At 30.9% G+C, this 26,632-nt stretch carries 20 protein-coding genes, 1 tRNA gene and 1 pseudogene; 9 read left to right on the top strand and 13 right to left on the bottom strand.

All coding sequences use genetic code 11. The features are described from left to right. Window positions 1-11 precede the first annotated feature (11 nt). Window positions 12-392, bottom strand: coding sequence for a ribonuclease P protein component (locus KO494_RS00495; RefSeq protein ID WP_215965623.1), 381 nt, complete (start codon window positions 390-392; stop codon window positions 12-14). 132 nt (window positions 393-524) lie between these two features. Between KO494_RS00495 and KO494_RS00490 the strand changes: the two genes are divergently transcribed. Continuing rightward, window positions 525-2,393 (top strand): CBS domain-containing protein, encoded by a 1,869-nt coding sequence (locus KO494_RS00490; protein ID WP_215965622.1) that lies wholly within the window; start codon window positions 525-527, stop codon window positions 2,391-2,393. Further along, window positions 2,380-3,570: a succinylglutamate desuccinylase/aspartoacylase family protein gene (locus KO494_RS00485; RefSeq protein WP_215965621.1), complete on the top strand. Its 1,191-nt coding sequence runs from the start codon at window positions 2,380-2,382 to the stop codon at window positions 3,568-3,570. The genes KO494_RS00490 and KO494_RS00485 overlap by 14 nt, the downstream gene beginning before the upstream one ends. Window positions 3,571-3,627: 57 nt before the next feature. Here KO494_RS00485 and KO494_RS00480 read toward each other — a convergent pair whose 3' ends face one another. The 3 genes from KO494_RS00480 to KO494_RS00470 form a co-directional block, all read right to left on the bottom strand. Then, window positions 3,628-5,433: a M1 family metallopeptidase gene (locus tag KO494_RS00480; protein WP_215965620.1), complete on the bottom strand. Its 1,806-nt coding sequence runs from the start codon at window positions 5,431-5,433 to the stop codon at window positions 3,628-3,630. 62 nt (window positions 5,434-5,495) lie between these two features. Further along, window positions 5,496-7,097 carry a S8 family serine peptidase gene (locus tag KO494_RS00475; RefSeq protein WP_215965619.1) on the bottom strand — a complete coding sequence of 534 codons (1,602 nt, stop codon included), beginning with the start codon at window positions 7,095-7,097 and terminating at the stop codon, window positions 5,496-5,498. Between the two features lie 16 nt (window positions 7,098-7,113). Beyond that, on the bottom strand, window positions 7,114-7,971 hold the full coding sequence (locus KO494_RS00470) for an MBL fold metallo-hydrolase (RefSeq protein WP_215965618.1): 858 nt from the start codon (window positions 7,969-7,971) through the stop codon (window positions 7,114-7,116). Window positions 7,972-8,309: 338 nt separating this feature from the next. Between KO494_RS00470 and KO494_RS00465 the strand changes: the two genes are divergently transcribed. Then, on the top strand, window positions 8,310-10,157 hold the full coding sequence (locus tag KO494_RS00465; RefSeq protein ID WP_215965617.1) for a sodium:proton antiporter: 1,848 nt from the start codon (window positions 8,310-8,312) through the stop codon (window positions 10,155-10,157). A gap of 226 nt (window positions 10,158-10,383) precedes the next feature. Here the strand turns inward: KO494_RS00465 and KO494_RS00460 are convergent, their stop codons facing one another. From KO494_RS00460 to lepA, 4 genes and pseudogenes are all read right to left on the bottom strand, one after another. Next, window positions 10,384-11,253: a T9SS type A sorting domain-containing protein gene (locus KO494_RS00460; protein ID WP_215965616.1), complete on the bottom strand. Its 870-nt coding sequence runs from the start codon at window positions 11,251-11,253 to the stop codon at window positions 10,384-10,386. A 302-nt stretch (window positions 11,254-11,555) separates the two neighbouring features. Continuing rightward, window positions 11,556-12,044 (bottom strand): annotated as a pseudogene (locus KO494_RS00455) (elongation factor 4); the annotation flags it as partial. A 156-nt stretch (window positions 12,045-12,200) separates the two neighbouring features. Continuing rightward, window positions 12,201-14,180: a T9SS type A sorting domain-containing protein gene (locus KO494_RS00450; protein WP_215965615.1), complete on the bottom strand. Its 1,980-nt coding sequence runs from the start codon at window positions 14,178-14,180 to the stop codon at window positions 12,201-12,203. A 359-nt stretch (window positions 14,181-14,539) separates the two neighbouring features. Continuing rightward, on the bottom strand, window positions 14,540-16,336 hold the full coding sequence (lepA, locus tag KO494_RS00445) for a translation elongation factor 4 (protein WP_215965614.1): 1,797 nt from the start codon (window positions 16,334-16,336) through the stop codon (window positions 14,540-14,542). A gap of 159 nt (window positions 16,337-16,495) precedes the next feature. On the opposite strand from lepA, the gene KO494_RS00440 reads away from it, so the two are divergent. Further along, window positions 16,496-18,895, top strand: a complete 2,400-nt coding sequence (locus KO494_RS00440) for an outer membrane beta-barrel family protein (protein ID WP_252730203.1) — start codon at window positions 16,496-16,498, stop codon at window positions 18,893-18,895. Window positions 18,896-18,996: 101 nt separating this feature from the next. Here KO494_RS00440 and KO494_RS00435 read toward each other — a convergent pair whose 3' ends face one another. Continuing rightward, window positions 18,997-20,100, bottom strand: coding sequence for a hypothetical protein (locus tag KO494_RS00435; protein WP_215965613.1), 1,104 nt, complete (start codon window positions 20,098-20,100; stop codon window positions 18,997-18,999). 59 nt (window positions 20,101-20,159) lie between these two features. Between KO494_RS00435 and KO494_RS00430 the strand changes: the two genes are divergently transcribed. Continuing rightward, window positions 20,160-21,386 (top strand): M28 family peptidase, encoded by a 1,227-nt coding sequence (locus tag KO494_RS00430; RefSeq protein ID WP_215965612.1) that lies wholly within the window; start codon window positions 20,160-20,162, stop codon window positions 21,384-21,386. 109 nt (window positions 21,387-21,495) lie between these two features. Here the strand turns inward: KO494_RS00430 and KO494_RS00425 are convergent, their stop codons facing one another. Beyond that, window positions 21,496-22,029 carry a hypothetical protein gene (locus KO494_RS00425; RefSeq protein ID WP_215965611.1) on the bottom strand — a complete coding sequence of 178 codons (534 nt, stop codon included), beginning with the start codon at window positions 22,027-22,029 and terminating at the stop codon, window positions 21,496-21,498. 107 nt (window positions 22,030-22,136) lie between these two features. Here KO494_RS00425 and dusB point away from each other — a divergent pair, with 107 nt between their 5' ends. Beyond that, window positions 22,137-23,132: a tRNA dihydrouridine synthase DusB gene (gene dusB / locus KO494_RS00420; RefSeq protein WP_215965610.1), complete on the top strand. Its 996-nt coding sequence runs from the start codon at window positions 22,137-22,139 to the stop codon at window positions 23,130-23,132. Between the two features lie 238 nt (window positions 23,133-23,370). Here dusB and KO494_RS00415 read toward each other — a convergent pair whose 3' ends face one another. Beyond that, entirely contained in the window at window positions 23,371-24,576 is a 1,206-nt protein-coding gene (locus KO494_RS00415; protein ID WP_215965609.1) for an FtsX-like permease family protein, read from the bottom strand. Beyond that, window positions 24,576-24,971 carry a 30S ribosome-binding factor RbfA gene (gene rbfA, locus KO494_RS00410; RefSeq protein ID WP_215965608.1) on the bottom strand — a complete coding sequence of 132 codons (396 nt, stop codon included), beginning with the start codon at window positions 24,969-24,971 and terminating at the stop codon, window positions 24,576-24,578. Before rbfA ends, KO494_RS00415 begins: the two co-directional genes overlap by 1 nt. 194 nt (window positions 24,972-25,165) lie before the next feature. On the opposite strand from rbfA, the gene mce reads away from it, so the two are divergent. The 3 genes from mce (at window position 25,166) to KO494_RS00395 (ending at window position 26,032) form a co-directional block, all read left to right on the top strand. Further along, window positions 25,166-25,567 carry a methylmalonyl-CoA epimerase gene (gene mce, locus KO494_RS00405; RefSeq protein WP_215965607.1) on the top strand — a complete coding sequence of 134 codons (402 nt, stop codon included), beginning with the start codon at window positions 25,166-25,168 and terminating at the stop codon, window positions 25,565-25,567. Window positions 25,568-25,622: 55 nt separating this feature from the next. After that, a tRNA-Ile gene (locus KO494_RS00400) sits at window positions 25,623-25,696 on the top strand. 138 nt (window positions 25,697-25,834) lie between these two features. Next, entirely contained in the window at window positions 25,835-26,032 is a 198-nt protein-coding gene (locus tag KO494_RS00395; protein WP_215965606.1) for a hypothetical protein, read from the top strand. Here the strand turns inward: KO494_RS00395 and KO494_RS00390 are convergent. Beyond that, on the bottom strand, window positions 26,029-26,622 hold the full coding sequence (locus KO494_RS00390; RefSeq protein ID WP_215965605.1) for a riboflavin synthase: 594 nt from the start codon (window positions 26,620-26,622) through the stop codon (window positions 26,029-26,031). The genes KO494_RS00395 and KO494_RS00390 overlap by 4 nt on opposite strands. Window positions 26,623-26,632: the final 10 nt, after the last annotated feature.

Raw genomic sequence — 26,632 nt, 5'->3', positions numbered from 1 at the left:
GATTTCTATATTTATTTGTTTTCCGTATGTTTAGCTAAAAACTTGTTGAACGCCTTTTTTGTAGCACTTTCTACCTGATTGTAAGAAGGTTTTTCTTTACCAATGTACAAAATCATAAACGCAAATTGTGTTGTAATGTTGTTAAAAACATTTTGTTTGTTAAGTCGGTATGCTTCACGCATGACACGTTTTATTCTAATTCTGTCTACTGCTTTTTTAAAATTTCTTTTAGGTACAGAAACACCAGTTTTTGCAGAAACGGCTTCTGTAAATGTAGTTTCTAAATATACAAGACGTAAAGGATATGCCGAAACCGATTTTCCTTCAGTAAAAAGTTTGGTAATCAGCTTTTCGCTTTTTAGTTTTTCAGATTTGTTATAGGTACATTTCATATAAGCTAGTAAGTATACAAAAATACCAATTACTAACCATAATACACCATAAATTAAAGTATGATATTACTCATATTTTTTATCTAGTATTTTTTGTAACTTAATGAATAATAAAGTTTTAAGTTACATATTATGGGAAATTTACACGTTACTAGATTAACTACAAAAAAAGATAAAGCAAATTACATTCATCAACTCACTAAAGATTTAGAAGCTTTAGACCTTATGATTTCTAGTGGTATGATTGAAAAATCACCTATTAGAATAGGAGCAGAGCAAGAGTTTTGTATTGTAGATAATGAATATTTACCCAAAGGAAATGCTTTAGCGTTATTAAAAGATATTAATGATGCACATTTTACTACCGAAATTGGCAACTTTAACTTAGAAATTAATTTAGATCCTTTTGAGTTAAAAGACAATTGTTTTTCTGCATTACACACGCAATTAAAAATGCTATTAAAAAAAGCAAAGACTGTTGCAGATAAACACAAGGCTAAAATTGTATTAACAGGTATTTTACCTACTCTTTCAACAAAACATATTGGTATAGAAAATATGACGCCAATACAGCGATATATGGTATTAAATGAAGCGGTTAAAGAATCTAGAAAACAAGATTTTCATATTCATATTAAAGGTGTAGATGAGTTAAATTTACTCCATGATTCTGTAATGTTAGAAGGCTGTAACACTAGTTTTCAAGCGCATCTACAAATTAATCCAGATGAATTTATAGACAGTTATAATTGGGCACAAGCCATTTCTGGACCTATTTTAAGTATTTGTACCAATGCTCCTCTTTTATTTGGAAAAGAATTATGGAGCGAAACTAGAATAGCCCTATTTACGCAAAGTGTAGATACTAGAGCAAATTCTTTTTTATTACATGAAAAACAATCTAGAGTAAGTTTTGGTAACCATTGGGAAACAGGAACAATTACAGATATTTTTAAAGATAATATTTCGCGATTTAGGAGTTTGGTTACCTGTACTTTTGAAAAAGATAGTGTAGAAATGTTGCAACATGGTGAAATTCCTAAACTAAAAGCATTAAGCCTGCATAACGGAACTGTGTATAGATGGAACAGGGTTTGTTATGGCGTTGGCGACGAAAAACCACACCTAAGAATTGAAAATAGATATATTCCTTCTGGTCCTACGACTACAGATGAAATTGCAAACATGATGTTTTGGGTTGGTGTTATGACTGGCAAACCTAAAAAGTATGAAAATATTCATGAAACTATGGATTTTAAAGATGCTAAAGCTAATTTTTTTAGTGCTGCTAGATACGGAATGGCCACGCAATTTAAATGGAATGGTAACATTATTTCTTGTCAAGATTTACTGTTAAATGAACTATTACCAATGGCTTATAAAGGACTTTATAGCATGGGAGTTTTACCTAAAGATGTAGAATATTACCTAACTATTATTGAAAATAGAATACAGTCTTTAAATGGATCTGATTGGATTACAAAAAGCTACAGAAACCTTTTACAGACTAAAAAACGTGCAGAAGCGCTTCAAATACTAACAGAAAACATGTACTTAAAACAAGAAAAAGAGTATCCTATTTCAACTTGGAATGTTTTAAATAAAGACATAAATGCTTCCTTTTCTATAAAACAACAAGTATCTCATATCATGAATACCGATATTTTTTCAGTAGATAAAAAAGATAGTTTAGAGCTAGTATTGCATATGATGCAATGGAAAAATATTCACCACATGCCAGTTATTAACAATCAAAAAGATTTAGTAGGATTGTTGAGTTGGTCTGATGTAAAAACACACTTAGATGAAATTGAAGAAAGTACCAAATCGGTTCAAAATTTTATGAAAGAAAATGTTATTACAACAACAAAAGATACAAGCATAGAAGAGGCTAAAAAGCTAATGCAAAAACATAATATAAGTTGCCTACCAGTAGTTTCAAACAAAACATTAATAGGCATTATAACCACAAAAGATTTTACTACTAATGACCCTAATTAAAAATAAATCAATAACAAAAACAACAATAATTAATAGAATTATTGGAAAAATTCAAGGTGTAAAAAAGGGACCAACTATTGTTTTTTTTGCTGGCATTCATGGTAATGAAAAAGCAGGTGTTATAGCGCTTAAAAAAGTGTTTAAAGAATTTTCAGAAGAAACTATTAACGGAACCGTCTATGGCATATTAGGAAACCTAAAAGCCTTAGAAAAAAACCAAAGATATTTAGACGAAGATTTAAATAGAATTTGGACAAGCGAACAACTTAAAAACATACCACATAAGGCAACTTTAAATGCCGAAGAAAAAGAACAAAAAGAATTGTTTGCAGTATTACATCGTATTATTGAAAATGATTCAGGACCATTTTATTTTATAGATTTTCATACAACCTCCAGTAAAACATTACCTTTTATAACCATTAATGATGCTATAATAAACAGAAAATTCTCCTCTCAATTTCCTGTTCCTATTGTGTTAGGTATTGAAGAGTATCTTAATGGTCCTATGTTAAGTTATATTAATGAACTAGGTTATGTTTCTTTAGGTTTTGAGTCTGGACAGCATGAAGAAAAAGAAGCTATCGTAAATTGTATTTCTTTTATTTATTTAACCTTGGCTTTTACAAATGCCATAGATAGTAGTAATAGTAAAGATTACACAAAATACTATAACCAACTAAAAGTTGTATCTAAAAAACAGGATAAGGTTTTTGAAATTGTTTATTTACATACTATAAAGCAAGATGAAATTTTTAAAATGAAAGAAGGTTTTAAAAGCTTTGAAGATATTAAAAAGAAAACCGTTTTAGCAACAAGTAATAACCAACTCATTTTTTCAAAATACAATGCAAAGATTTTCATGCCTTTATATCAAAAAAAAGGTAAGGAGGGTTATTTTATAATAAAAGAAATTGCGCCATTTTTTTTAAAACTATCTACAGTATTAAGAAGCATTAAAGCAGATAATGTATTAGTAATACTTCCTGGTATTTTTTGGGAAAACACAAACAAAAATGCGCTTATTGTAAATTTAAAAGTTACTCGTTTTTTTGCAAAATCTATATTTCATTTACTAGGTTACAGAAACAAACAAGCAGATGCAACACACTTAAAGCTTTATAACAGAGAGCGTGTTAGTAAAACAGAAATGTATAAAGATCAACAATGGTATTAAAAAAACCACTTAATAAAGTATTAAGTGGTTTTTTAAAAAAGGAAATAAAGATATAATTTACTTTTTATTATTTTCTTTATTAATATCTGCCATCATTTCTTTTGGGTCTATTTGTACGCTACTTACTTCTTTAGAAGTTTCAAAAGTATAGGTAGGATATGCCCAAGCCCAATCTGCTTTAATGGTAGCTGTTGTTGGTTTTTCACCACGCATCATTTGTAATGGTATATACATAGCTTCTGTAGTACCATCTGTATAAGTAACAGTAACATCTAAAGGCATTGGTATTAAACCAATTCTTTCAAGTGTTACTTTATTTCCTTCAATAGTACTCACAGCGTAATCTATGGTGTTTGTAGTTTGTGTCCAATCCATTAAATACCAGTCTAATTCTAACCCAGAAATCTTTTCTGCAGAACGAATAATATCTATAGGTCTTGGGTGTTTAAATGCAAAATCATTAAAATATTTTTTAATGGTTTTTTTTAAGTTTTCTTCACCAATAATATAGCCTAATTGCGCCATAAAAACTTCCCCTTTACTATATGCAGAAGCTCCGTAAGCAGCATTATAATTGTAACGGTCTGCATGTGTACTTTGTGGTTGTTCTTTACCAGACAAAGCCAAACCAAAATAGCTTCTATACGCTCCAGAAGCAGGGTTTTCTTTATTTGCATTCATAATAGCATTCATAGCATGATCACTAATATAGCTAGTAAAACCTTCGTCCATCCATTCGTGTTTAGACTCGTTTGAAGCTAATAAAAACTGAAACCACGTATGAGCTAATTCGTGCGCTGTTACACCAACAAGACTTCCAAAACTACGTTTACCAGTAATTAGTGTTGACATAGCATACTCCATACCTCCATCTCCACCTTGTATTACAGAGTATTGATCATAAGGGTATGTACCAATGTTTTCAGAAAAATACTGCATTAGCTCTACTGTTTTTGGCTGTAAATCTTTCCAAGATTGTAAGTTTTCTGCAGGTAAATCTTTTTTGTAATAGAAATTTAATAATGGTCCGTTAGGCACTTGCATAGTATCGTGAATATAATCAGGATCTGCAGCCCAAGTAAAATCATGTACATTTGGTGCTTTAAAACGAAGTGTTTTTTTGTTTCCTTTTATTTCTGGGTTTCCTTGTAAATACCCAGTACCACCAACTACATAATCTTTATCAATGGTTAGGTTTACATTAAAATTTCCCCAAACACCATGAAATTCTCTACCAATATAAGGGTCTGCATGCCAACCTTCAAAATCATATTCTGCAAGCTTTGGGTACCATTGTGTCATAGAAAGAGCAACACCTTCGGCATTATTTCTTCCAGAACGACGAATTTGAACAGGAACTTGTGCATTAAAAACCATGTCAAAAGTTACTTTTTCTCCTGGCTGAATAGGTTTTGCTAGATCTACTTCTAAAACTGTACCCACCGTTTGGTAGTTTAAAGCGGTTCCGTTTTGTGTTAATGATGAAACTTTAATATAACCAATTTCATCAGGGCTTAATTTGCTAATTCTGTCTCCAACTCTTCTATCAGGATCAGGAATAGTACGTGAGCGTACATCCATTTCACTTCCTGGTTGAAAGGCGTTAAAGAATAAGTGATAGTATACTCTTGTTAAAACATCTGGTGAGTTATTGGTGTATACTAAATTTTGAGTTCCTTGGTATTGATACTTGTTAACATCCATATCAATATCCATATTATAATCTACATGTTGTTGCCAATAGGTAGAATTAGAAACCGTATTAACAGGAGTTGTTGGTGTTTCTGGAGTAGATGAAACACTATTTGTAGAACCACAAGAAACAAGTGTGATACCTAGTGCAACAAGAAAAATCTTTTTCATTTGTATAAATATTAAATAAAAAAGGCATCAAGTAATTTGATGCCTTTTTATGTTTGTTAGTATTATTTAGATAATTGCTGTGCCATAATTAAAGCATTGTATGCATTTACCATTTTTCCTGATTTTGTTAAAGTATTAAAATTTCTTATGTCACTAGAATCACCACCAACTACAACTTTTTGGTTAACAGGTAATCCAGAATCCATTAAAATTTGTTTTACTTGTTCTGCAGATAATTTAGGATAGTAAGAACGAATTAAAGCAGCAACACCTGCAACAGCAGGAGCAGCCATAGAAGTTCCTCCTTTAGTATCATATTCATTTTCTGGTGTTGTAGAGTATATTTTTGCACCAGGAGCAAAAACATCTACATTAATTTTTCCGTAGTTAGAAAAACCAGCTACCATACTAGAACCATATTTAGGAGCTAAAGCACCAACAGTTACAAATGTATTTGAAACTTCTGGTCCGTTAGCAACTTGATCATTTGGGTATACTGCTACTGCATCTAAATCTGCACCTTCATTTCCAGCAGCATTAACAAATAATACATCGTTTTCTCCTGCATAAGCAATAGCATCTCTAACCCAGTCACTATGTGGAGAGTAGTATTTACCAAAACTTCCGTTTATTACAGTTGCACCATTATCTACAGCATATCTAATAGCTAAAGCAATATCTTTATCATACTCATCTCCATTAGGGACAGCACGTAAGCTCATAATTTTTACATTATTAGCAACACCATTTGCACCTTTACCATTATTGCGTTCTGCAGCAATAATACCAGCTACGTGTGTACCATGACTTTCGCTTTTCTTTACAGGTTTAACGTTTCCGTTACCATAGCCAGGTTTATCGTTTAAAACGTCTGGATTATCTCCTGTTAATCTACCATTAAACTCTTTGTTTAAATTGTAGTTAAGCATATCATTAATACTTTCTAAAGCACCACTTAATTCTTTTTTAGCAGCAGCAGTATTTTCAAAACCAAAACCATACACTTGTTTTAAAACAGTTATATGATTTGTTAAGGTTTCATCTGTTGTAGTAATAGAATTTAAATCTTTAGAAGTATAGTCTTTGTTATTTAAATGTTCAGCAACAGCTTCGTCTGCAGCTATTAAGCTTTGGTAAATTTGCTCATATTGCATTTTATAACCAGAATATTTTTGATAATCTGCATCATAATCTGCTTGTACTTCTGCATTACCATTACCAGAAGCAATAATTCTGGTTTTTTCTAATTGTTCATTGTAAGCGTCTCCAAGAAAATTCCAACCATGTATATCATCTACATAACCGTTTTTATCATCATCAATACCGTTTCCTGCAATTTCTTTGGTGTTGGTCCATACTACACCATCTAAATCTTCATGATCTATATCAATACCAGAATCTATAACTGCAACAATTACGGTTTTACCGGTTTTTCCGTTTAATAATTCAGTGTACGCTTTATCAACACTCATTCCTGGTATTGTATCTGCTACAATATCTAAATGTCCCCAGGTGTGTTTTTCGTTTTCTGTTAAATCTGCTACTTTTAAAGCAACATTATCAATATTTTCTGTTGGTGTAGATAAAATTTCTGCTCCACCACCACAGCTAGCTAAAACAAGCGCTAAGCTACCTGCTAGTAAATAAGGTTTAATAATTTTCATAAATAAGTTTTAGTTTTTAAAAAATATCATTACTGGTAAAAACACGATCTAGTCTTACGCCTTTTTCGGTATGTTTTACGGTAATGATTTCATTGTTTGCATCGTGTTCCAAAAATAAGTAATAATTATTATCTGCTGCTAGGTTAAGGAAATTTTCTTTTTCGTCTAAAGTTAACAAAGGTCTTGTGTCATAACCCATAACAAAAGGTATTGGTAAATGGCCAACAGTAGGTAATAAATCTGCCATAAAACAAATGGTTTTTCCTTTGTAATTAATCATAGGAATCATTTGTTTATCGGTATGTCCGTTTGCGAAAAAAATATCGAAACCTAAAGCAGAATTTTTTAAAATAACATCTTCAGGTAACTCTGTAAATTTTAGATGACCGCTTTCTTCCATAGGAAGAATGTTTTCTTTTAAAAAGGAAGCTTTTTCTCTTTTATTAGGTTGTGTTGCCCACTGCCAATGGTTTTTATTACTCCAAAAATGCGCATTTTTAAAAGCAGGTTCATAGCCTGTTTTGTCTTTATTCCATTGTATGCTTCCGCCGCAATGGTCAAAGTGTAAATGCGTCATAAAAACATCTGTAATATCATCGCGATGAAAACCATGTGTTTTTAGTGATTTATCAATAGAGTCATTTCCCCAAAGGTGGTAATAACCGTAAAATTTTTCGCTTTGTTTGTTACCCATTCCAGTATCAATGAGTATTAGGCGATTTCCGTCTTCAATTAATAAGCATCTAGCTGCAATATCAATCATATTGTTGGCGTCTGCAGGGTTGGTTCTGGTCCATAAAGATTTTGGTACCACTCCAAACATGGCTCCTCCATCTAATTTAAAATTTCCTGCGTTTATAGGATATAGTTTCATAAGCATGCAAATTACTAAATAGCTAGCAAATGATGCAAAGTGTTAAGAATTTATTAAGAAATAACTTTTCATAAAATAAATTCATAATATAGTTGCTTTAATTTTTTTAAATTTTTAATCTTTTAGCTAGTCAATTTTGATAAATAATAATGCATTTTAAAGCAGTAAAAGCAATACAAAGTGTTTTTTTGAGTACAAAAAGGATGTAATACCGAGACTTTTTAATACCTAATTACAATTTTAGTAATAGAGCAATTTAAAAAAAGCTAAAAGCTATATTACAAATAGATGACTCTTTTAATTGATTATTTAGTATTTTCACAAACAAAAATTAGTGCATGTTAGAATTAGCAGGAATTATTATTTTAGGAATATTAGCCCAATGGTTTGCTTGGAAATTTAAAATACCAGCTATTTTACCCTTAATTTTAATAGGTTTATTGGTAGGTCCTATCGCAGCAGAATTTTTAAGCGATGATGGTACAAAATGGATTGAACCTATTTGGAATGGTACAAAAGGCTTATTTCCTGGTGAAGGGTTGTACTATTTTGTGTCTTTAGCTATAAGTATCATTCTTTTTGAAGGAGGTTTAACCTTAAAAAGGTCTGAAATTAAAAATGTAGGACCTGTAATAACCAAGCTAATTACCTTAGGCTCTGCGGTTACTTTTTTTGGAGCAGGAATTGTTGCACATTTAGTTTTTGAGTTAAGTTGGGAATTGTCTTTTTTATTTTCAGGGTTAATTATAGTTACTGGTCCAACGGTAATAACGCCAATTTTAAGAAACATTCCGTTAAAAAAAGATGTTTCGGCAGTATTAAAATGGGAAGGTATTCTTATAGACCCAATAGGAGCTTTGGTTGCCGTTTTAGTATTTGAGTTTATTAGTGTAGGTGGCGAAGCAGGATTTACTAAAAATGCACTTTTAGAATTTGGTAAAATTATTCTTTTTGGTACTACCTTCGGGTTTACTTTTGCACACGCATTAGCATTTGCTATTAATAAAAAATTTATTCCGCATTATCTTCTTAATGTGGTTTCTCTTTCAACCGTTTTACTTGTTTTTGTAGAGTCTGAAGTATTTGCACATGAGTCTGGATTACTAGCTGTAGTTGTAATGGGAATGGTTTTAGGAAACGGTAAACTTGAAAACATAAAAGAGCTTCTTTACTTTAAAGAATCTTTAAGTGTATTGCTAATTTCTATCTTGTTTATACTTTTAGCAGCCAATATAAATATAGCCGATTTATTATTGTTATATAGCTGGAATACTGCTGTTCTTTTTGCTGTTGTAGTGTTTATTATTAGGCCTATAGCCGTTTTTTTAAGTACGGCAGGATCGAAACTAAAATTTAATGAAAAACTTTTTATTAGTTGGGTAGGGCCACGTGGTATTGTTGCTGCGGGTATTGCTTCTTTATTTGGAAGTAAATTGATAAGACAAGGGGTAGAAGGAGCAGAGTATATTACGCCTCTAGTGTTTATGATTGTTTTAGGTACGGTGTTATTAAATGCCACTACAGCAAGAATATTTGCTCGTTTAGTAGGTGTATTTCTAAAAAAATCGAATGGTATTTTAATTGTGGGCGCTTCTAAATTACCACGATTATTAGGGCATTATTTGGTAAATAATGGAAGACATGTTGTACTTATAGATAGTAATCAAAATAATTTAGACAAAGCAGAAGAATTAGGTTTAGAAGCCTTAAATAGTAATATCTATTCAGATACGCTTTCTGATAATATTGAGTTGAATGATGTGGGCTATATAATGGCGATGACTGGAAATTCGGATATTAATGCCTATGTAATTGAAAAGTTTAGTAAAGAATTTGGTGAAAATGGGTCCTACCGTTTGGTAACTTCAGATGAAATGAATTCTCCAGAGAAAAGCCCTAAAGAAGGCTTGTTCTCTCCTACAGATGATTATATTAATCTTACCGAGGTAACACGTAAATATCCAGCAATACAAGAGCTAGAAATAGAGGATGCTAAGCATTACGCGAACCTTATAGAGTTGGCAAGTAAGGATAAATATAAAATTCCGTTATTTTTGAAAGATGACGAAGGAGAGCTTCATATTATTTCTGTTTATGATACAAAGGCAGAAGATATAGGAGAAGGCTATAAGTTAGTGTATCTAGGAAAACCTTATGATGTAGAGAAGGTTTCTAATGAGGAATAATTGTTTGTTAAAACAACAATAAGTATTGGCTTATGTATTGCTAATATAAGTAACCCAAAAAGATTCCTGTTGCAGGAATCTTTTTGGGTTTAATAATAAAATAAAATGTTTTGATTATTTTAAAACGCTTAGGAACGTTTTTTCATACTGGTTTGCGCAAGACATAAAAAAAGCAGTTACTTTTAAAATAACTGCTTCTATTAGGATTTAAATAGGTATATACTATTTAGTTTTTAATAAACTTGCTAGTATGCGTATAACCGTTTTTATTTGTTAAATGGACGATATATGTACCAGTGGTTAGTGCAGAGGTGTAAATAGTTGCATTGTTGTATTCTACATCTATTTTCTTTCCTAAAAGTGTAAAAACTTCAACTTTTTCTATATCTGTATCTTTTACATATAAATTATCTAAAGTAGGGTTAGGGTATAAAGCTATTCTTTCTGTTTCAGTAAAATCTGTTATAGATAGCGCTTGATCAGTTATCTTAATATTATCTACAAATACATTTGTAGCATTAGTAGTTACATTTCCTTCATATGCCCAAAATACAATTTGTACTTCATCAACAAAGTAAGAGTTATCAGATAATTCTATAGAGAATGTCTCTCCTCCATCTTGTATAACAGAATTACTATCAAAATAAGCTAATGAGCTAAATGTGTTTCCACCATCTACTGAGATAAGTAATCTAATTTCATCTCCTGCGTTTAGTTCTTGAAATGTTGTTCCATTGTTGTTATTTGCAAATGCCATGTCCCACTCAATAACATAACTCCCGGTTGTAGGTGTGGTAGATAAATCTATATATGGTGAAATTAACCAATCACGTTTTACATTATTAGTCATGTTAATTCTAATCGCTCCTGTGGTTCCATTATTATTAAAACCATCTCTTAGCCAAGCGCCACCATCATCTACCGAATATCCATTTGCAAAATCAGCACTTGTGTTTCTTGTTTGATTCCATCCATCTAAAGAAAAATTGTTTCCAGTACTAGTGCTTGTAAGACCGGAAAAGTCTTCAGAAAATACTTGACCACTCATAACATTAAATGCAAAAAAAGCCAAGCAACAGTGTAAAATTTTAATCATAATTAATATTTTTATAGTTTTCACAAAAGTATTAAATGATTGTTATAAAAAAAACCTATATACTATTAATAGTTTAATAAATATCACTATAGTATAAATTATTATCAAATACGCAGTAAGTTTTAGAAGTTTTGGTTTTTTTAAAATAAAAAAGATTAATATTAAGAATAACTCAATGTATTTCAATAGAGTCTTTGTTATTGTTCTAAATGCAAGGTTTTAGAGGTTTTTAATTCTTTTTTAAAGTAAGTACTATGGCAAATTAGGTTATTAAAAAAAACAAAATTATAGCTTTGTTTTTTCTAATCATTAAGTTTTAAAACAGCCATAAATGCTTGTTGAGGTATTTCTACATTACCAGCTTGACGCATACATTTTTTACCTTTTTTCTAGAAGCTTACGTTTAAGTGAAATATCTCCACCATAACATTTAGCAGTTACATATTTATGTAGTGCTTTTACGGTTTCTCTAGCAATAATTTTTGCTTCTATTGCTGCTTGAATAGGAATATGAAATTGTTGTCTAGGAATAAGTTCTTTTAATTTTTTGCACAATTTTTTACCAATATTATGAGCGTTATCTGTGTGTATTAATGTAGAAAGGGCATTTACTGGTTGTGCGTTTAATAATACATCTAAACGTACTAATTTAGATACTTTCATTCCTATTGAGAGGTAATCAAAAGAAGCATATCCTTTCAAAAGGTTTTTAATCTATCATAAAAATCAAATATAATCTCTACCAAAGGCATTTCAAAAGTTAATTCAACACGTTCTGGTGTTAAATAGGTCTAGTAAAATAAATCAATCCACATTAGTAGTATTTTATATTTTTTAATATTTAAGTTATATAAAAGTGTTAACTCTATTATATATAAATATAAAAGCAGTTATTTCGATTGAAATAACTGCTTTACTTTTAATTTAAAGTTATCTAAAAAGAGAACTTATTTTTTAATAAACTTACTTGTATAAGTGTATCCCTTTTCATTAGTTAATTGAAGAATATAAGTTCCTGCAGCTAATGCTGATGTATAAATAGTTGAGCCACTATAGTCAACAGATACTTTTCTTCCTATTACTGTAAATAATTGCACATCAGAAAATTCTAAATCTTTTACATTTAAATTACCAGATGTAGGGTTTGGATATAAACTGAACCCTTCAGAGATTGTTAAATCTGTTGTAGATAGCGATTCAGGAACTGTTATACAAATATCAAAAGTAGTTGCTAAAGTCTCATCACTGTAAACCTGAATGAAATAAATATCACCTTCTGTTAATGATGTAAAAGTAGTAAACTCATCTGGATCTGAAGTAGGTGTTGCTTCTCCACAACCAATAGGATCTACAAGATTATCGCAACCATCTTGTCCTTCGTATAGGGCATAGTACACAATACTTGCTCCACTCAAATTTGAAATTGAAATAGCTTGGTTAACATCTGAAGCTACAAATGAATACCACACATCATCTGTAGCTGAACCTGTACAAACACCTGAGCCAATACCTGAGTCTGTAGCTCCTTCTAATGTTCCTTCTATTAAATCGATACATTCGTGATCATCTGATGCTATTAATTCTTCTGCATCTTCACACTCATCATTGTCTGGAGTAGGTGCAGCGGGAGTTGTGATACATACCTCTATAGTTTTAGTAGATTCTACTTCAGTAGGGCCTGTAGCATAAATACTCATGTAATAGGTATTACCAACTGTTAAGCCTGTTAAAGTAACGTCAGAAGAAGTACTACCACATGAAATTTCGTCAGTATCTAAACCAGCACAATCGTTATCAGATGTAGAGAATATAGCATATCTAATGGCATTAGGTCCCGTTCCATCTGTCTTGTCAACAGCAATTATATGAGATGTTGATATTGCCTCAAACTTATACCATACGTTAGCATTAACGTATGTACCTGTTTGACAAGATCCAACACCAGACCCGGAATACGTTGCACCTACAAAAGTTCCTGCAGTAACTGATACGCAATTTTCACCAGTATTTACAGTTACTGATATTGCATCCGTACATTCGTCATTTGGAATACATGTGTAGCTTACTTCCTCTGATATTTCACAATCTTCTTCATCTCCTGTTATAGTAATGGTATATGTATCTCCACTCATATAAGGTCCAAAAGTATAAGTACCTGTAGCATCTACATTTTCATTGCTAGTACCATCACTTATAACTAAGTCAGTAGCTGAACCTAAATCTGTAATTACAATTTCAACACTATATGCTGAATTATCACAATCAGCGATTTCTGTAATGCTGTAAGTTGGTGCTGTACAAGTAGGAGGAGTTATTAATTCATCTTTTATCATAAAATTATCTACAAATACATTTGTTGCATTAGTAGTTACACTTCCTTCATATGCCCAAAAAGCAAATTGTACATCACTTGAATAATAAGAAGCATCTAGTGCAACAGAGAATGTTTCTCCTCCAGCAGCTATAACAGTAGCACTATCATATAAAGCTAAAGATTGATATGTGCTTCCATTATCAGTAGATACAATTAATCTAATTTCATCTCCATCATTAAGCGCTTGAAATGTGCTTCCGTTGTTTGGAGTAAAAGCCATATCCCAAGAAACGGTATACATGCCAGAGCTTGGTGTTGTTGATAAATCTATTGAAGGTGCAAGTAACCAATCACGTTTTACGTTATTTGTCATGTTAATTCTAACAGCATCTGCGGTTCCATTATTGTTAAAACCATCTTTAGCCCACGCACCACCATTATCTACAGAATAACCATCTGCAAAAGAAGCGTCTGTGTCTCTTGTTTGATTCCATCCTGTTAAAGAAAAGCTGTTTCCAACGCCAGAAACGCCTGTAAAGTCTTCTGAAAATACTTGACCACTCATAACATTAAAGGCAAAGAAAACTAAGCAACATTGTAAAATTTTAATCATAATTATTTTTTTTAATTTTCATAAAAGTATTGAATGATTGTTATATAAAAAACCTATTCGTTATTAATAATTTAATAAATATCATAATAGTGTGAATTATTATCAAATACGCAGTAGGTTTTAGAAGTTTTGGTTTTTTATAATTAAAAAAGATTAATATTGAGAATAACTCAATGAATAACTTAATGTATTTCAATAGAGTCTTGGTTATTATTGTAAAAGCGTGGAGTTTTAGAGGTTTTTAATTTTTTTAAAATAAAAAAGCCATCTATAATTTAATTAAATTATAGATGGCTTTTAAAATAAGTACTATGGCAAATTAGGTTATTAAAAAAAACAAAATTATAGCTTTGTTTTTTCTAATCATTAAGTTTTAAAACAGCCATAAATGCTTGTTGAGGTATTTCTACATTACCAACTTGACGCATACGTTTTTTACCTTTTTTCTGTTTTTCTAGAAGCTTACGTTTACGTGAAATATCTCCACCATAACATTTAGCAGTTACATCTTTACGTAGTGCTTTTACGGTTTCTCTAGCAATAATTTTTGCTCCTATTGCTGCTTGAATAGGAATATCAAATTGTTGTCTAGGAATAAGTTCTTTTAATTTTTCGCACATTTTTTTACCAATATTATGCGCGTTATCTGTGTGTATTAATGCAGAAAGGGCATCTACTGGTTGTGCGTTTAATAACACATCTAAACGTACTAATTTAGATACTTTCATTCCTATTGGGTGGTAATCAAAAGAAGCATATCCTTTTGAAACGGTTTTTAATCTATCATAAAAATCAAATACAATCTCTGCCAAAGGCATTTCAAAAGTTAATTCAACACGTTCTGGTGTTAAATAGGTTTGATTAATAATCATACCACGTTTTTCAATACATAAAGACATTACATTACCAACAAAGTCAGATTTAGTAATTATTGTTGCTTTAATGTATGGTTCTTCAACACGATTTACGGTAGAAGGGTCTGGTAAATCAGACGGGTTATTTACAATAAAAGGAGTATCTGGGTTTTTGTTTGTAAAGGCATTGTAAGATACATTGGGAACCGTTGTAATAACCGTCATATCAAATTCACGCTCTAGACGTTCTTGAATAATTTCCATGTGAAGCATACCTAAAAAACCACAACGGAAACCAAAACCTAAGGCCGCAGAACTTTCTGGCGCAAAAACTAAGGAAGCATCATTTAACTGCAGCTTTTCCATAGAGCTTCTAAGTTCTTCGTAATCTTCTGTATCTACAGGATAAATTCCTGCAAATACCATTGGCTTTACATCTTCAAAACCTTCTACTATATTGGTAGTTGGGTTTGCAAAATCGGTAATAGTATCACCTACTTTTACCTCTTTTGCTGTTTTGATACCAGTAATTAAATAGCCAACATCACCAGTTTTTACACTTTGTTTAGCTATTTGTGTTAGTTTTAAGGTACCAACTTCATCTGCAAAATAGTCTTTATCTGTGGCAACAAATTTTATTTTTTGCCCTTTTTTAATTTCGCCATTAAAAACTCTAAAATAGGTTTCAATGCCTCTAAAGGTGTTGTAAACCGAATCAAAAATTAATGCTTGTAAAGGTGCATCAGGATCTCCTTTAGGAGCAGGTACACGTTCTATAATGGCTTTTAAAATATTTTCTACACCAAAACCAGTTTTACCACTGGCATGAATAACATCTTCAGGTTCGCAACCTAAAAGATCTACAATATCATCGGTAACTTCTTCTGGGTTTGCACTTGGTAAATCTACTTTGTTAAGTACAGGAATAATTTCTAAATCATTTTCAAGCGCTAAATATAAATTAGAAATGGTTTGTGCCTGAATACTTTGTGCTGCATCTACAATTAGTAAAGCTCCTTCACAAGCAGCAATAGATCTAGATACTTCATAAGAGAAATCTACATGACCAGGAGTATCAATTAAGTTTAAAACATATTGTTCTCCTTCATAAGTATAATCCATTTGTATGGCATGCGATTTAATGGTAATACCACGTTCGCGTTCTAAATCCATACTATCTAAAAGTTGCGCCTGTTGTTCACGAGCGGTTACAGATCCTGTAAAGTCTAACAAACGATCTGCTAGTGTACTTTTACCATGATCAATATGTGCAATAATGCAAAAATTTCTAATGTGCTTCATAATCCTGTTATCTTCTCTATAGAGATTTAGCAAATATAGTGCAAATATTGTGCTTTTACACACTTTTATTTTGTAGGAAAAATAGAGCAAAATTTACGGAATAACCGTAAATAATTGTGCGAAACTATTGGTATATTGCGTTTTAAATTATTTATTATTTTGAAAATAAAAAGCAGCATTAAATTATTTTTCGTTTTAATTCCTTTAGGAATGTTTAGTCAAGAGTTTTCTGTTAGTGGAAAAGTGTATGATATACAGAATACACCTATTTCTTATGCAAATATTGTTTTATTAAAAAAGCAAGACTCTACCATTGTTTCAGGTACTAGTAGTGATGATTTTGGAGCATTTACTTTACATAATATTAAGACTAATAATTACATTTTAAAAGTTTCTTTTATAGGTTATAATGAATTTATAAAAGAAGTTGTACTAGATAAAAACACAGAACTAGCTACTATTATTTTAAATGAATCTACCCAAAATTTAGAAGAAATAGCTATAGTAGTAAAAAAACCAACCGTAAAAAGGGAAGCAGATCGTTTAATTTTTAATGTAGAAAATACAGCGTTAAGTGAAGGGAATATGATGGAGTTATTAAGAAGTACTCCTGGAGTTTTGGTAACAGACACTAATATTTCTATTAAAAACACAACACCAACGGTTTATATAAATGATAAAAAAGTACATCTTACAGGAGATGAGCTGGCACAACTGCTAGAAGGTTCTCCTGCTAATAGTATAAAATCTATTGAAGTAATTACAAATCCACCAGCAAAATATGATGCTGCTAGTGGTGCCGTTTTAAATATTGTAATGGCTAAAAACTTAATTATAGGATATCGAGGTTCTGTTGCTGGTAACTATACACAAGGGGTTTTTCCTAAAACTAATATAGGGTCTACACACTTTTATAAAGATGATAAAATTAATTTTTTTGGTAATTATAGTTTTACACAAAGTAAGATAAATAGAAAGAATGAGGATAAAATTATTTACATAGAAAACGATGCTGCATCTCAAGAATGGAACTCTAATACAGATAGAAATACATGGTCTAAGACACATAATATTAACTTTAATCTAGATTATTTTTTTGATGATAATAATACCTTAAGTCTTTCTTCTAACTTATTATTTCTACCATATTATAAATATAAAATTAATAGTGCATCAGCAATTGAAGACAATACCAATGATACAGCTTATAATCTTCAAACGAATAACTTATCTAGAGATAATAAACACAATCTAGGATTTGATTTAGATTATGTTCATGTTTTTAACCCTGCATCAAAACTAACTTTTAATACACATTATACGGTTTATGATTACCATAGAGAACAAAATGTATTAAGTAGTTATTTTTATGAAGATGCAGCAAATGATAACAATGCCTTTAATACCAATGCAAATCAAGATACAGGTATTTACACTTCGCAACTAGATTATAATACAGCAATAAACGAAACTTCATCATTCTCTGCAGGAATAAAATCTTCTTTTATAAAAACCGAAAGTGATATACAACATTTTGATGTTGTTGCAGATGTAGAAACCTTAAGCCAAGAAAACACAGACGCTTTTAATTATGACGAAGATATTTTTGCTGCCTATTTTAGTTATGAAAAAACTTGGGAAAAATGGAGCTTATTTACCGGTTTTAGAATAGAGCAAACAAATATTGAAGGGAACTCTCCTATTACTAATGTAGAAAATAAACAAGACTATTTTAAAGGATTTCCTACGTTTAATTTAAGCCATCAACTCACAGGTAATGTAAATTTATACGTTAATTACAAACGCAGTGTAGAGCGACCAAGTTACCAAGATTTAAATCCGTTTAAATATTATTTAAATGATAATACTATTGTTACAGGAAACCCAAACTTACAACCAGCATTTATAGATCATATGGTTTTAGGAACAACCATAAAAGATATATACACTTTTGAAGCTTATTATAAGCACACAGATGCTAGTTTTATAGAATTACCTATTCAAAATAACGAAGAAAATCAATTAATATTTACACCATTCAACCTTAGTAATACTATAGAATATGGTTTTGATTTTACCACGTATTTTAATGTTACCAGAAATTGGTTTGTTTACTTTGTTACTTCTTTTTATAATGTTCAAGACGAAGCAATATTTAATAATACGCTTTTAAAAAGAGATATGTGGTCTAATTATTCTGTACTAAGTAATGATTTTTCATTTTTAAGAGACAAAAGCTTATCTGCTAACTTTACGCTTGTTTATATAGGTAAAAACCAACAAGGTTTTCAGGAAGTAGATTCTAGATTATCTTCAGATTTGGCTATTAAAAAAACTGTTTTAAAAAATAAAGGGATTATATCTTTATCTTTTTCAGATATATTTAATAAACAAGACTTTAGTGTAACCAATAGATATTTAAACCAAAATAGCACTAGTTATACCAATCAAGATAATCGATATGTAAAATTAGGTTTTAGTTATAAGTTTGGTAATACTGCATTACAAACCAATGAGCGTACTAAATCACGAAAAGAAAGAGATCGTTTAGAAAAATAAAAAACTCCTGCTTTTGCAGGAGTTTTAGTATAAGTATGCTGAAAATTATATTGTTTTAATCTTCATTATAATAGCAATAGTATTGCTTTAACAGAAATGGGTTAATCTTGCCATTCTGCAATAAACAAGTTAGTATCATGTCCTCCGCCATTATTTCTATTTGATGAGAAGATTAAGTGTTTACCATCATTTGAAAACACAGGAAAAGCATCAAAAGTAGTACTATGAGTCACGCGTTCTAAGTTTTTCCCGTCTATATCAATTAGGTATAAATTAAAAGGGAAACCGCGTTCTGATTCAAAATTAGAAGAGAATAAAATTTTCTTTCCGCTTGGGTGAAAAAACGGACTCCAATTGGCGTTTCCTAAATCGGTTAATTGTTTTAAATCGCTTCCGTCTGCATTACATATATACAGTTCCATTTCTGTGGGTTGTACTAAACCTTCGGCCAACAAATCTTTATATTCTTTAATCTCTTCTTCTGTTTTTGGTCTAGAGGAACGAAAGATAATTTTTGTTCCGTCTGGCGAAAAGAAAGCACCACCATCATAACCCAATTCAAAAGTAATTTGTTTTACATCACTACCATCTAAATTCATGGTGTATAAATCTATATCGCCATTTCTTGTAGATGTAAATACAATTTTATCGCCTTTTGGTGAAACCGTTGGTTCTGCATCATAACCAGTTTCATTAGTTAATTGTGCGGTTATGTTTCCTTCTAAATCAGCCACAAAAATATCATAGGTATCATAAATAGGCCAAATGTATTTTCCGTTTTTACGCAAAGGTGTTTCAGGGCATTCCTCAGCACCTAAATGTGTAGAAGCATAAATAATATGCTCATTATCTGGTAAAAAATAGGCACAAGTGGTTCTTCCTTTTCCTGTGCTAATCATTGGTGGTATGTTGTCTTTAAAAGTTTCGTCTACATGCATTAAAAACATTTGATCACAGTTAACGTTCCAATCTTTATTATTGGATTGAAAAACCAATTGCTTGTCATCAAAGCTCCAATATGCTTCTGCATTATCACCACCAAAGGTAATTTGACGTATGTTTTTAAAATGCGTTTCTTCTGGATAAATTAAAGAATCTACCCATTTGGTTGCTCCTGTTGTAGCGTCTTCTTTTTTAGAAGTGTTTTGTTTACAAGAAACTATAAGTAAAATAAATAAAATATAAAGCGAGGTGTTTTTAATCATGATTTTTTACATTAATGGCATTTAATACCTAATTTTGTGTAAAATTAATATTTATCATTATGAAATATAGTATTCTTATTCTTTTTTTAATGCTATTAACTTCTTGTAAAAAAGAAGTTGTTATTCCAGAAGTATCAATAAAAGAAGATGTAACTTTTTTAGCAGATGATGCTTTAGAAGGAAGACAAACAGGAACAGAAGGAGAGCAAAAAGCAGCAGCATATATTGCCAAGCGTTTTCAGGATTTAGGGTTGCAAGCAAAGGGAACAGATGGTTTTTTTCAACCTTTTTCTTTTAAACCAAAAACCAATCCACACCAAAAGGTAAACTATACAGTAAAAGATGGTGATAGTACTATTACAGGAACCAATGTGGTTGCATATATAGACAACAAAGCTGAAAATACAGTCATTATTGGTGCACATTATGACCATTTAGGCTATGGTGCAGAAGGCTCTTTATATAGAGGTGAAAAAGCAATACATAATGGCGCAGATGATAATGCAAGTGGCGTAGCAGTATTACTAAACTTGGCAAAACGATTAATGAAAGGAAACATTAATAACAATTATTTGTTTATTACTTTTTCTGGTGAAGAAATGGGTTTATTAGGTTCTAATTACTTTGTTAAAAACCCAACTATAGATACTAATAAAGCAAACTATATGATTAATATGGATATGGTTGGTAGACTAAAAAAAGATAGTACACTTGCTGTATATGGAGTAGGAACTTCCCCTATTTTTAAGCAAACTTTAAAAGCAAATAATAACAGATTTAAATTAGTACAAAAAGAATCTGGTGTTGGGCCAAGTGACCATACTTCGTTTTACAACGCAGATATTCCTGTTTTACACTTTTTTACAGGACAACATGAAGATTACCACAAACCATCTGATGATACAGAGCTTTTACATGTTGATGGTATGCAAGTAATTTCAGATTATATTTATGAAATTGTTACCGATTTAGATAATAACGGAAAACTTCCTTTTAGAAAAACCAAAAACGAAAGCGAAGATGTGCCAAGATTTAAAGTTGGTTTAGGAGTTATACCAGATTATTTATATGACGGAAAAGGGATGCGTATTGATGGTATTAGCGAAGACAAACCTGCACAAAAAGCAGGATTACAAAAAGGAGATGTTGTTATAAAACTTGGTGATATTGATGTTGTAGATATGCAAACGTATATGCTTGCATTGTCTAAATTTGAAAAAGGAAACACCACCAAAGTTGTAGTAACAAGAGCAGGCAAAACAGTAGAAGCAGAAATTAACTTTTAAACGACTACTAAAGTAGCATAAATAGTAAGCTATTTTATAAAATAAAAACAGCAGCAAGAATAATTAAATTTTTGCTGCTGTTTCTATATATAGAATAAATAAGAAAGAATTAAACGCCTAAAATTTCAGCATCTACTCTAAATTTTGTGTCTATAATAATATCGTACGTTTCGCTAATAGTTTCATCTGTTATTGTTTGAATTCTCAGATTAAAACGGTCTTTTTTAATATATTCTTTAAGCTCTTGATCATTAATATCTAAATCAAGTGTTTGAGAATTGGTGTTTTCTAAATCGTAAATATTAGCAATTTCAACTTCTTCAATATCTTCAGCATCTATGTAAACATGTACTTCTTTTAAAAAGTTAAAATTACCAGATTCTGGAGTATCAATAGTAAGTTTAATAGTTTTTAGCTTAATACTTTCAATTAAATCTTTACGTGTATCATTGTTTTCAAAAGAAGACTCAGATTCTGTTGTAACATCAGGAGTAAGTATATTAAAAGGAGAATTAATTAAAGTAGTAGGAGGTATAGAGTAATTAGTTTGATAGTCTAAATCAAACTTTGTTAAATCATCTACTACATTACAACTAAAAAGAAGTGCAAATGCACAGCAAAGCACAAGTAGGTTCTTTTTCATAATATCTTTTTTTTAAGCAAAGATACATATTTATAGAGAACCCCTTTTTTAGTTTATTTTTAGAAACCAATTATAAAAGACTTATTTTTGCACAAAAAATATATTACTTGGTAAAAATAGGCAACATAGAACTACCTGACTTTCCGTTATTATTAGCACCAATGGAAGATGTTAGTGATCCTCCTTTTAGAGCGTTATGCAAAGAACAAGGAGCAGATGTGGTATACACAGAATTTATTTCTAGTGAAGGCTTAATTAGAGATGCTGCAAAAAGCGTGATGAAGCTAGATATCTACGAAAAGGAACGCCCTGTTGGTATTCAAATATTTGGTGCAAACATGGAAAGCATGTTGCAAACTATTGATATTGTAGAAAAATCAAATCCAGATATTATTGATATTAATTTTGGTTGTCCTGTAAAAAAAGTAGTGAGTAAAGGTGCTGGAGCAGGAATTTTAAAAGATGTATGTTTAATGGAAAGCCTTACGGCTGAAATGGTAAAACGCACCAATTTACCAGTAACTGTAAAAACGCGTTTGGGTTGGGACCATGACTCTATTAAAATTGTTGAGGTTGCAGAACGTTTACAAGATGTTGGTTGTGCAGCTATTTCTATTCATGGCAGAACCAGAGCACAAATGTATAAAGGTGAAGCTGATTGGAAACCTATTGCAGCTGTAAAAAATAATCCAAGAATGCATATTCCTGTTTTTGGAAATGGCGATGTAGATTCTCCAGAAAAGGCTATGCTTATGCGTGATGAATATGGTTTAGATGGTTGTATGATTGGTAGAGCATCTATAGGAAATCCTTGGTTTTTTAAACAAGTGAAGCATTTTTTTGAAACAGGAGAACACTTAGCGCCAATAAGTTTAGAAGAACGTGTAGAAGCAGCTAGAAGACATTTACAAATGGCTATTGACTGGAAAGGAGAAACGCTTGGTGTTTTTGAAACTAGAAGGCATTACACTAATTATTTTAAAGGCATTCCGCATTTTAAAGAATACCGAATGAAAATGGTTACCAGTGATGCTGCTAAGGATGTTTTTGCTGCTTTTGATGAAGTACAAAATAAATTTGCTGGCTATCAATTTACAGAATAGATTTACCTCATTATATAGTACTAATACTTATCCTCTCTTTATTTTAAGAGAGGATTTTTTTATTGTAATTAAAAGGAGAAGTCTTTTTTAAAACCATTTTTTTTAAATAGAGATATTATTAGCAGTACAAAAGAACACAGCAAGTGCGTGCAAGAAGGATTGAGCAATTTGTTTGAGCTCCTTGAAAAGAGCGAGTTGTAAAAGCCTGTTTGCCTTTTTTAGGCAACTTGCCCAAAAATTAATTAGAAACTAAATTTTTAGTAATTCTGGTAGAAGCAATTTTAGATGCGAATACGCCTAAAACCGTTATGGTTAAAAATACAATTATTACGTTTATTGCTTTTAACGAAACAGGATAAGGTAGTGATGGTGTTATCATAACCAATGAAAACGTTTGTTGAAGTAGTATTAACACTAAACCTATTATTAAACCTACAATACCTCCTATAACAGTCATTAAAATGCCTTGATAAAAGAATATTTTACGAATATCTTTTTGGGTTGCTCCTAAATTAAATAAAGTATTTAGGTTTTTCTTTTTGTCTAGAATCATCATGATTATAGAGCCAATAACATTAAAAAGTGCAATGATTAAAACTAGGGTAAAGATGAGGTATACAGCTAGATACTCTGTGTTTAGCATTTTGTAAAGCGCATCATTAAGTTGGGCTCTGTTTTTTAAAATGACCTTGTTACCTAAAATATTTTGAATACTTGTGCGTACTTCTTCTTCGTTAAAATTATCTTTTAATTTAAATTCTATGGCAGAAATTTGATTTTCTTGATAGCCTAATAGGTCTTTTGCAAAGGCAAAAGGAGCATAAACATATTTGTCGTTTAACTCTTCGTTTATATCAAAAATTCCAACATTTACCGCTTGAAACGTATTGTATATTTGGTTGGTAGCTGTAATTTGTCCTTTTCCTGGTTTTGGTACATACAAGCTTACGCGCTTGCCATAATCTAAAACGCCAAAAGAAAGATTGCTAGAAATTCCCCAGCCTACTACAATTTGGTTAGTGTCTTGCGTAAGCCAGCTACCTAAAGGGATTACAGAGTCTATGATGTTTACTTTTTTGTAATTTTCATCTACTCCTTTTATATATGCATTAGGGTAGTTTTTATTATCAAAAGCCAGAAAAACACGATCTTCAATAATCTTAGAATACGAAATAATATCGTCTAGATTATCCAGTTTTTTTAGTTCTTCATTAGTTACTAAAAAAGACTTACCTTGTGCGGTTTCTGCTTTTAAGTCTGGATCTACAATAGAGGTAAACTGAAGGGTAAAATCTTTTAAACCAGCAAAACCAGAAAGTACTACAAATAAAGATGCTGCGCCAAGAACGATTCCTATTGCAGCAATTATGGTAATAAAATTAATAGCATTGTTACTGCTTTTAGAATGCAGATACCGTTTAGCTATGTATAGTGCAAAATTCACTATGATTTTTTACGGTTTCCTAATAAGTCAGGATCATTAATTGGGTCTTCTTCTCCTTTTAAAGACTGCTCAATCTTGTCTATATACTCTAATGAGTCGTCTATAAAAAACTCTAAATTAGGCATACGTCTTAATTGGTGTCTGGTACGTTGTGCCAGCTCATGCCTTATTAAAGGCGTGTTAGATTTAATACCATCTAATAATTCTTTTCCTTTATCGTTAGGAAAAATACTTAAATATACTTTAGCCACAGATAAATCTACAGTTACTTTTACTTTACTAACAGATATTAATATGCCTCGCATGCCACCTTGAGATGCTGCTTTTTGTAGTACGTCTACTATATCACGTTGTAATACAGATCCTATTTTTTTTTGTCTTTGACTTTCTTCCACTTTAAATCTATTTTAAGCCTATGTTAACCTTAGGTCTTATTTTTAAATAAAAGATAAAAAATATCTTTTACAATGCAAAAATAGTCGATATTTAAAGATTATCTTACTTTTATAAGTAAAATTCGTATACTTATAAATCGTTTAGAGGTAAAACAATAGATTTTTTTATTTAATTAAGAAGAAAATAATTTTAAATGAATAAAATAGAACATATAGGTATTGCAGTTAAAGACCTAGAAAAAGCGAATAAACTGTATGCGCAACTTTTTGGTGAATCGCATTATAAAGTAGAAGAAGTTGCAAGCGAAGGCGTAAACACTTCTTTTTTTAAAGTAGGAGAAAATAAAATAGAATTGCTAGAAGCTACTAATGCAGATAGCGCCATTGCTAAGTTTATTGATAAGAAAGGAGAAGGTATTCACCATATAGCTTTTGATGTTACAGATATTGAAAAAGAAATTTTTCGCTTAAAAAACGAAGGTTTTAAAATAATTAATGAAAAACCTAAACAAGGGGCAGACAACAAGTTAGTAGCTTTTTTACATCCAAAAAGTACCAACGGAGTGCTTATTGAGCTGTGCCAGGAAATTATTTAAAAAAAATATCTTGTAGAGTTTTAAAAATAATATTAAGTTTGCACTCTAAAATTTTGGTCCCATAGCTCAGTTGGTTAGAGCACCTGACTCATAATCAGGTGGTCCTTGGTTCGAGCCCAAGTGGGACCACTTTTTTTATTAAAAATAGAAAAAGATTCAAATTTTGCAGTTCATCGATGTTTTTTTGCTATTAAAAGGTGTTTTTTTTAATTAAAAATAATTTAATTCTTTTTGTTAATTCCCTTTTTTTTATACATTTACAACAGAATGATACAAAACAAAAAAATAATTGCCTCAATCTTATTTTTATTAATAAGTTTTGTTAGTACAGCCCAAACAAGTGATATGGTGCCACCACCAGCACCACCACCACCACCAGGACTTCCAGTGGATGCAGGAGTGTATGTGTTATTAGTAATAGGTTTAGTTTACGGTGTTGCAAAAACAGTAAGAACTAAAGCTTAGATTTTATTTAAGTCTACTAATCTAGCTACATATTTTCCTATTACATCAAATTCTAAATTAACTTCCGTTCCAATTTTAAAGTGTTTAAAGTTTGTGTGCTCAAAAGTAAACGGAATTATTGCTACACTAAAAGCATCTTTTTTAGAATTTACAACAGTTAAACTTACACCATTTATAGTTATAGAACCTTTTTCAATAGTTATATTGTTTAAAGCGCTATTGTATTTAAAAGTAAAAAGCCAGCTTCCTGAAGTGTTTTCAATATGCGTACAAATAGCTGTTTGGTCTACATGACCTTGAACAATATGACCATCTAACCTCTCGCCTAGTTGCATTGCTCTTTCTAAATTTACAACATCACCAACATGAATTTTTTTTAAATTGGTCTTTTCTAGTGTTTCTTTAATAGCTGTAACTTTATACTCTTTATTGTTAATTGCAACTACTGTTAAACATACGCCATTATGCGCTACGCTTTGATCTATTTGTAATTCTTGAGTAAAATTACTTTCTATGGTAAGGTGCAAATTATCAAGCTCTTGATCTAGTTGTTTAACAATTCCTAATTCCTCAATGATTCCAGTAAACATTATTGTCGAT

The sequence above is a fragment of the Lacinutrix sp. C3R15 genome (assembly GCF_018860825.1).
GTDB lineage: Bacteria > Bacteroidota > Bacteroidia > Flavobacteriales > Flavobacteriaceae > Oceanihabitans.
This window is presented reverse-complemented; position numbering and strand designations above follow the sequence as displayed.

What these genes read in the sequence shown, in the direction of transcription:
- KO494_RS00495 (WP_215965623.1), bottom strand. Translation starts at nt 392, where the DNA reads ATGAAATGTACCTATAACAAATCTGAAAAACTAAAAAGCGAAAAGCTG.
- KO494_RS00490 (WP_215965622.1), top strand. Translation starts at nt 525, where the DNA reads ATGGGAAATTTACACGTTACTAGATTAACTACAAAAAAAGATAAAGCA.
- KO494_RS00485 (WP_215965621.1), top strand. Translation starts at nt 2,380, where the DNA reads ATGACCCTAATTAAAAATAAATCAATAACAAAAACAACAATAATTAAT.
- KO494_RS00480 (WP_215965620.1), bottom strand. Translation starts at nt 5,433, where the DNA reads ATGAAAAAGATTTTTCTTGTTGCACTAGGTATCACACTTGTTTCTTGT.
- KO494_RS00475 (WP_215965619.1), bottom strand. Translation starts at nt 7,097, where the DNA reads ATGAAAATTATTAAACCTTATTTACTAGCAGGTAGCTTAGCGCTTGTT.
- KO494_RS00470 (WP_215965618.1), bottom strand. Translation starts at nt 7,971, where the DNA reads ATGAAACTATATCCTATAAACGCAGGAAATTTTAAATTAGATGGAGGA.
- KO494_RS00465 (WP_215965617.1), top strand. Translation starts at nt 8,310, where the DNA reads ATGTTAGAATTAGCAGGAATTATTATTTTAGGAATATTAGCCCAATGG.
- KO494_RS00460 (WP_215965616.1), bottom strand. Translation starts at nt 11,253, where the DNA reads ATGATTAAAATTTTACACTGTTGCTTGGCTTTTTTTGCATTTAATGTT.
- KO494_RS00450 (WP_215965615.1), bottom strand. Translation starts at nt 14,180, where the DNA reads ATGATTAAAATTTTACAATGTTGCTTAGTTTTCTTTGCCTTTAATGTT.
- lepA (WP_215965614.1), bottom strand. Translation starts at nt 16,336, where the DNA reads ATGAAGCACATTAGAAATTTTTGCATTATTGCACATATTGATCATGGT.
- KO494_RS00435 (WP_215965613.1), bottom strand. Translation starts at nt 20,100, where the DNA reads ATGATTAAAAACACCTCGCTTTATATTTTATTTATTTTACTTATAGTT.
- KO494_RS00430 (WP_215965612.1), top strand. Translation starts at nt 20,160, where the DNA reads ATGAAATATAGTATTCTTATTCTTTTTTTAATGCTATTAACTTCTTGT.
- KO494_RS00425 (WP_215965611.1), bottom strand. Translation starts at nt 22,029, where the DNA reads ATGAAAAAGAACCTACTTGTGCTTTGCTGTGCATTTGCACTTCTTTTT.
- mce (WP_215965607.1), top strand. Translation starts at nt 25,166, where the DNA reads ATGAATAAAATAGAACATATAGGTATTGCAGTTAAAGACCTAGAAAAA.
- KO494_RS00395 (WP_215965606.1), top strand. Translation starts at nt 25,835, where the DNA reads ATGATACAAAACAAAAAAATAATTGCCTCAATCTTATTTTTATTAATA.
- KO494_RS00390 (WP_215965605.1), bottom strand. Translation starts at nt 26,622, where the DNA reads ATGTTTACTGGAATCATTGAGGAATTAGGAATTGTTAAACAACTAGAT.